The organism is Salinispira sp. (assembly GCF_059431795.1).
The window spans coordinates 1-7158 of sequence record NZ_JBXWXS010000026.1; the positions used below are offsets into that span (position 1 = coordinate 1).

At 51.2% G+C, this 7158-nt stretch carries 5 protein-coding genes; 4 read left to right on the top strand and 1 reads right to left on the bottom strand.

Annotated features, from left to right (window positions below; all coding sequences use genetic code 11):
- Nucleotides 1-180: 180 nt before the first annotated feature.
- The 3 genes from AC52PS_RS08775 (at nt 181) to AC52PS_RS08785 (ending at nt 4872) form a co-directional block, all read left to right on the top strand.
- Complete coding sequence (locus tag AC52PS_RS08775; RefSeq protein ID WP_495562683.1) at nt 181-1239, top strand: hypothetical protein; 1059 nt, start codon at nt 181-183, stop codon at nt 1237-1239.
- Between the two features lie 64 nt (nt 1240-1303).
- Nucleotides 1304-3922 carry a PAS domain-containing hybrid sensor histidine kinase/response regulator gene (locus AC52PS_RS08780; protein WP_495562684.1) on the top strand — a complete coding sequence of 873 codons (2619 nt, stop codon included), beginning with the start codon at nt 1304-1306 and terminating at the stop codon, nt 3920-3922.
- Nucleotides 3919-4872: a GGDEF domain-containing response regulator gene (locus AC52PS_RS08785; protein ID WP_495562685.1), complete on the top strand. Its 954-nt coding sequence runs from the start codon at nt 3919-3921 to the stop codon at nt 4870-4872. Before AC52PS_RS08780 ends, AC52PS_RS08785 begins: the two co-directional genes overlap by 4 nt.
- Here the strand turns inward: AC52PS_RS08785 and AC52PS_RS08790 are convergent.
- Nucleotides 4859-5902 carry a GMP reductase gene (locus tag AC52PS_RS08790; RefSeq protein WP_495562686.1) on the bottom strand — a complete coding sequence of 348 codons (1044 nt, stop codon included), beginning with the start codon at nt 5900-5902 and terminating at the stop codon, nt 4859-4861. The two genes, AC52PS_RS08785 and AC52PS_RS08790, sit on opposite strands and share 14 nt — an antisense overlap.
- 193 nt (nt 5903-6095) lie before the next feature.
- Between AC52PS_RS08790 and AC52PS_RS08795 the strand changes: the two genes are divergently transcribed.
- Complete coding sequence (locus AC52PS_RS08795) at nt 6096-7157, top strand: M15 family metallopeptidase (protein WP_495562687.1); 1062 nt, start codon at nt 6096-6098, stop codon at nt 7155-7157.
- Nucleotide 7158 lies beyond the last annotated feature (1 nt).

A 7158-nucleotide genomic window follows, 5' to 3' on the forward strand; every position in this document is an offset into this window, starting at 1 on the left:
CACGGCAATGATGAAAAGGCCGCAAAGGTGTACGAAGATCTGGAACCCCTGTACGCCGGGGATGTGGCGGATACAGTACGCTACGTATGTACCAGACCGGCACATGTGCAGATCAGCCAGCTCACTATTATGCCAACCCACCAGGCAAGCGGCAGCGTTGTGCACCGGAGGGACTGACATTTGCGAATTTCCGAAAACGATCTTGTTCATATTGAGCGGAAGAAACCCTCGTATCCCGTATCCAGTAAACTGAATACCTATCTGAAAGAACACGGCCGGGGTATGGAACAGTCATTGTATTACGATGAACTGAAGGATTTTTCCGAGCAGATCCCCTTGTATCACGATGACGGCGCAGACTCCTACTGGCAGACCGTGCTGTACGGTCCCGGAGACCGTGATCAACTGGAGGAAAAGCTCCGGCTCATTTATTCTTGGCTAAAAATGGAAGGCAACACCTCCCATCTGAACCATTTGTTCATCGACCGCATCGATTATTGTGAATTCGGCAACTCACAGCCATTCAGGATCCGGGTAATGAATCGCTTCAACGACAATCACGACTATTATTACGTGAAGAAAGCCGATGCCAGCAGAATCTACGGCCTTGAACTGGAGCACATTCTTTCCCCTAACCGAATTAACTCCATGGTCTACGGAGATACCCTCATAGAAGAACATATATCCGGAATCCCGGGAGATGTTTTCATCGAGAATTATCTGGGGGAGATTGGGGGCAACAAGATTAATCCAATCCGTGTAGCCAAGGAATTTGTGAAATTCAGCGAGCGCTGTTTCGTCAAGCTGCTGGGAGACATGCGCAGTTACAATTATGTAATGGTGCTCACCCAGGATTTCGACGCCCAGCAGTACCGGGTCAGGGCTATAGATTTCGACCGCCAATGCCATGAAGGTCAACTCAGAGTGTACATGCCCCAATTCTACCGGGAGAACCAGCCCGTGGTGGAAATGATTTGGGATAATTTATCGGTGGATACCATTCGTCAGTATCAGAATGAGGAGCGAAGCCTCATGCGCCGCAGGGCACACAGCTCCCGGGTCCGATTGGAAGAGTTGTTCACCGCCATGGTGGAAGATGAGATTGCTCCGCTGGAGAATTTCCAGGAGCTTTCCCTTGAATTGGCAGATTTTCATCAGGATCAATCCTTCCTCCGTCTCCACAGTATGGGAGAGCTGGTGAGGCTCCATATGTACAGCATGCTGGAAAAAAGCATATAGAGGGGCCGCAGGGGCACGCTTTTTTTCTTACACTTTCATCGCACTTTTATTACACTGGGGATATATGGCCAATCTCGTTCCTGTTCTGATCAGCACCACAATTCTCAGTTCCCTTGGAGTGCTGATCCTGGCTATTCTGTTTGTCCGGGGTAAAAACAAAAGCCTCAGCTCCCGTGCTGTAGTGAAAGGCCCGGGATCCGGTATCCAGGATATTAATGAATCGGAAGATGCCAATCTTCAGATTATCTACAGTCTCATGCAGGGACATCTCCTTGAAGATGCGTTTATCTCCCACACCTTCATTCCTCTGCTCATGAGTCATTTTCAATCCCTTCGGCTCTATTTCCTGTATCGTGATCAGGACGGAGCTGAGAAAGCGGTATTCGGGAGAAAAACAGACGGGAGAACCCGGGTTATTGAACCCGCGTGTGACCAATCCACCCGAAACCAGCTGGAAGTTCAGGCGGAGAAACTGCCCCCCATTGAGAGTCGGCTTCAGCTTGCAGACTCCCGGATCAGGATCGGCAAGGGACGGCAGCATATTGATATCAGTCTACCGGAATGCGATAGATTTTCAGCCAGCGGAAAAAACCTTCTCAGTGTTTCATTGAACCGGGGGAACCGGGGGCTTTTGATGCTGATAGAGCTTGAGGATTTCCCCGGTGCAGACAGCCTTCTCACTGCCATGAACACCCGGATCATTCTTTCCCGTTTCGCGGATATCAGCATGCAGTCCAGGTTGAATAATCAATTGGAAAATTACCGGCAGATATTCGAAGGGATATTCCGACGCTCCTCCCTTATGGCTATTTATGCACGAACTCCCGACAGCATTGTGGAGGTGAGTAAGGGTTTTGCCGAATATTTCGGCTTTCAGCCGGGACAGCTGACCGGCCTCAAGGTGCGGGAGTTGATGGATGTAGAGGACCGGGAGGTTCCCGTATATGACCCCGAGAGTCCGGCGGGAAATAACCCGGATCATGTGCGCTTCGAAACCCGGATTCTTCTGGATGATCGGGACACATGCTGGGTAAAGGTGACAATGGCTCCGATTTTCAGTTTCGACGGCAGCACCCGGCATGTACTCTACATATTTGAAGATATCAGCAGCAGAAAAGAGCTGGAAGAACAGCAAAACCGTCTCAGCGAACTTCTAGAGCAGAAAGTCCACCAGCGCACCGAAGAATTGGAACACGCCATGGCTCGGCTTCAGGAGCAGGAGCGGGCACTTCAGGAAGCCAAACAGGAAGCCGAAGCCGCCAACGCCGCGAAAAGTGAATTTCTTGCGAATATGAGTCATGAAATCCGAACCCCCATGAACGCAGTTCTGGGGTATACACAGCTTCTTGAACAGATTGTCAGCGATGAACGGCAGAAGGAGTATCTGGAAATCATAGAGAAGGCGGGGAAAAACCTCATGCTGCTTATTAACGATGTTCTGGATCTCTCAAAAATCGAAGCCGGCAGAATGGCAATTCATCCGGGAAAAACATCAATCAAACTGCTTCTGGATGAAATTGAAAGCGTATTTCGAATTCCAATGGGAGAAAAGGGCCTCTTATATGATCTCAATATAGATCCGGCGATTCCACCCACGGTGATGGTGGATGAAACCCGTCTGAGGCAAATTCTCGTGAATCTTGTGGGGAATGCGGTGAAATTCACCCATCATGGAAAAATCGCCCTGGGATGTAAGGTGGAAACTAAACAGGCTGATACACTGGACTTGGTATTTCGGGTGGAAGACAGCGGAATCGGTATAGAAGCTGATCAGCAGCAGCTCATTTTTGAATCCTTTAAACAAAGCGAAGGACAAAATACCCGAAAATACGAAGGAACCGGTCTTGGACTTGCCATCAGCAGAAAATTGAGCAGGCTGATGGGCGGAGAGCTGAGTCTGGAAAGCGAACCGGGTGTGGGAAGCACCTTCACCCTTCACCTTCCCGGCCTGGATTATTCGAATGAAGGAGAGCAGCCCGCAGACACCCCCGGGAGCCATGCCGATCTCCGGGGTTACACCATCATGGCAGTGGATGATGTAGCCAACAACCTGAAACTTCTGGAGCATATCCTCCAGAATGCAGGGGCCTCGGTTATCACCGCCAATAGCGGTCAGCGGGCCCTGGAAGTCCTGGAAACCCGGCATTTTGATCTGATCATTCTTGATATCCGCATGCCGGAAATGGACGGCCGTGAACTGGCCCGCAGGATCCGTAATTCCGAAAGCCACGGCAACACTCCGTTGATTGCCCTCACCGCCAGTGTGAGCCTTTCTCAAAGAGAATCCAACACCCATCTCTTTGATGACTGGGCTCACAAGCCCTTCCGTACCGGAGAACTTCTGAACGTTTTGGAACATCACCTTGATGTGAAGCAGCTTAAATACACCCAGAGGCATATGTTGCACCAGCTTCATTTAGAGTTCAGCCAGCTGCCGGGACAGCTTCAACAGGAGTGGTCTGAACTAATAAACCGGGAAATCTTTTACTCTGCAGGACAGCTCAGCACCCATATTACCCTCAGCGAAGCCCGGGATTTTTCCAGGGCAGTCCAGGAGATCAGCCAGGCACTTCCCTGGCCCGCTTTGGCGGCTATCAGCCTGGAAATTGAGACGGCAATCAAAACATATAGAATGGATGTGGTTCACAACAAGCTGGCTATACTCGCAAAGGGAGAAGTATGAATTCCAAACCTATCGTCCTGATAGTTGACGACAATCCTCAAAACCTCCAGTTTTTGGCGGAAATTCTCGATCAGAAGGGGTATGAACCCGCAGTGGCAATCAACGGGAACGAGGCTATTTCATTCGTCCGCAACCGGGAGCACATCGATGCGGTACTTATGGATGTGATGATGCCGGGAATGAACGGGTATGAGACAACCAGGAAAATCAGGGAGTTTCGAAGCAAGGAGGAACTTCCTATCATCTTCCTTACCGCCCTGGACGACCGAAAGGATATCAGCCGTGGCTTTCAGTCCGGAGGGGTGGATTACATTACCAAACCATTCGACAGCGAAGAGCTGATCCAGAGATTAAGCGTACATGTTGAACTGGCCCAAACCCGGGCCCAGCTGGAGAAACGGCTGGATGAACTGGAAGAGAAAAACCGTCAGCTCACCGAACTGAAGCAGCAGCTGGAGCTTCTTGCCAGCACCGATCCCCTCACAGAAATACTCAACCGCAGAGCAATGAGCGAACGTCTCCATGAAGAGATCTACCGGGCCAAACGCTACGGCCACAGTTTCAGCATCATCTTCCTTGACCTGGATCATTTCAAACAGATCAACGACAACTACGGTCACGAAGCGGGGGACAAGGCACTGAAACAATTTTCAGACATTCTGAAAGACAGCCTGCGCAGCGGTGACCTGGTGAGCAGATGGGGGGGAGAAGAATTCCTTCTGCTGGCTCTTAATGCGGGAATTAACGATGCCATGGACCTGGCAGGGCGAATTAAATCGGAAACCGATTCGGCGGACTGGAGTTTTGTCACCGCCGATTACCGCCTGAGCTTCACCGCCGGTGTGGTTGAACTGGGCGAAGACGAGGATTACGCAAGCCTCTTCAAGAGGGCGGATGAAGCCCTCTACAACGGCAAGGAATCGGGGAGAAACAGGATTATTGCCGGCTGAAAACCCGGTTTTCCTGTTCTGCCACCCGTATAAAGGTTGTCCGTTTACTCAGCTCCTTCAATCTCCCGGCTCCCACATATGTACAGGTGGAGCGGATACCTCCCAGAATATCAAGAACGGTATTCTTCACGCTGCCCCGGTATGGAATTTTGGTGACCTTCCCCTCGGAAGCCCGATACTCGGCAACCCCGCCGGAATGCTTCTCCATTGCCCGGGATGAACTCATACCGTAAAACTCCATATACTGTTCACCTTCAATCTCAATAATTTCCCCTCCGGATTCCGCATGTCCGGCGAACATGCCTCCCAACATGACAAAATCCGCTCCCGCACCGAAAGCCTTGGCTACATCACCGGGATTCGTACAGCCTCCGTCGGCAATAATATGTCCTCCCAAACCATGGGCGGCATCGGCACATTCAATGATTGCAGAAATCTGGGGATATCCCACACCGGTTTTCACTCTGGTGGTACACACAGAGCCGGGACCGATCCCCACCTTAATCATATCCGCACCGGCCAGAATCAGCTCCTCCACCATTTCACCGGTCACCACATTACCGGCGGCAACATTCACCTCAGGGAAATCGGCCCTCACCTGCTTTACAAAATCCACAAATGCCTCGGCATAGCCGTTGGCCACATCTACACAGATAAAAGAAATACGGGAATCCTGCGCCATAATCTGTTTCAGCTTCCCGTAGTCCCCTTCCCCGGTACCGGTGCTCAACATGAAATGCCGGAAAAAATCATCGTCCAGATCTTTCAGGAACTCTTTCCACTCATCCACTCGGTAATGTTTGTGCACCGCGGTAAGAAGGTCGTGCTTCGCCAGACTTCCTGCCATGGAAAATGTGCCCACCGTATCCATATTGGCGGCCACCACCGGTACGCCGCTCCAGCTTCTTCCGGAATTCCTGAAATGATACTCCCGTTTCAACTCCACTTCCGAACGGCTTTTCATAGTGGAGCGTTTGGGGCGGAACATCACATCTTTAAATCCCAGCTTGATCTCCGGTTCTATACGCATCTATCCATCCTCCGGGCCAAGATATTCGTCATGCCCGATTCATTGTTTTTCCATAACCCATTCTGCGCCATAATTTGCCAGCTATTCAATAGAGACCTGTGCAGGAAACCTTCAGATGCAGGGGTCCTGGGTAGAATGATAATTTCAGATATGTCACTGGACAGAAGGGTTCAAGGCTGAATATCTTAAAGAGATGAAAAGACAAAAACTTCTCCCGCTTTTTGTAATACTTCTTATTGGTTTCCCGTCGCTTTTTTCAGCACTTTTTACGGCAGTTGTTCCTTCGGTTTTTACGGCTGGTCTCATGGCGGCTCCCAGCTCGGAAACTGGCATTTCCAGCGATATTTCTTCACAAATTACGATGGAAGGGGAAGTTGAACAAAATAATCGGGGAGACGATTCTGAAGGAGAATCCGGCCGTGAGTCGGACGATCAGGGAAGGGAGATGGGTGAAGCGGAACATGTTATCCGCTCTTTCGCCCGGGCGTATCCTGATAAAATCAGCGAAGCGGCATTCCGGAATGGCGACTGGGCTCTGCGCATCGGGGAAACCTGGTTCTACTACGCCGACAGAAAAATGCTGCCGCACCCGGCCCTGGAAGATCAGGACCGATACAGCCGCTATTCATTTTATGACTATGAAGAAAATTTACCGGAAATCCGGGAATTTACCCCCGAACAGATTTCGGCCATGGAAGAGCGGGTGGTAAACCGGGCGACTTCAGGTATTGGCAGACATCCCGGCCTCACCGATGCCCTATGGGACATCAATGACGCCGCCAGTGCCAATGGGGCGGCGAAAACCATGTATCTGTTCGGTGCCAGGGTGAACGTTCACCGGGATCTCATGGAAGACCTGGCCCGGGTGGAAAGCCGAATCCGGGAGCGGGCAGCGCAGGATCCGGAACTTCGCAGATTTATAAACAGCATCGTAAAGATCGACGGCCAGTTTTGGCGCTCAATCGCAGGATCATCCAACAGGAGCAATCACGCCTACGGCATCGCCATCGACATTCCCCCGGCCCGTTATGACCGCTCCCAGGTATACTGGCGCTGGGCCTGGGAAGCCGGCCTGCCCTGGTACTCCCTTCCCTACGATCAGCGTCACATGCCTCCCATGAGCTTCGTTGAAGCCTTTGAAGAAGAAGGGTTTATCTGGGGCGGCAAATGGTTTTATTTCGATACCATCCACTTCGAGTACCGGCCTGAAATTCTCCTCTACAGCGGCTGGGAGCTGGAGAAATTCAAGCCCTGAG

Bases quoted from the DNA above. Each gene is read 5' to 3' on its own strand.
- AC52PS_RS08780 (WP_495562684.1), top strand. From the start codon at position 1,304: ATGGCCAATCTCGTTCCTGTTCTGATCAGCACCACAATTCTCAGTTCC.
- AC52PS_RS08785 (WP_495562685.1), top strand. From the start codon at position 3,919: ATGAATTCCAAACCTATCGTCCTGATAGTTGACGACAATCCTCAAAAC.
- AC52PS_RS08790 (WP_495562686.1), bottom strand. From the start codon at position 5,902: ATGCGTATAGAACCGGAGATCAAGCTGGGATTTAAAGATGTGATGTTC.
- AC52PS_RS08795 (WP_495562687.1), top strand. From the start codon at position 6,096: ATGAAAAGACAAAAACTTCTCCCGCTTTTTGTAATACTTCTTATTGGT.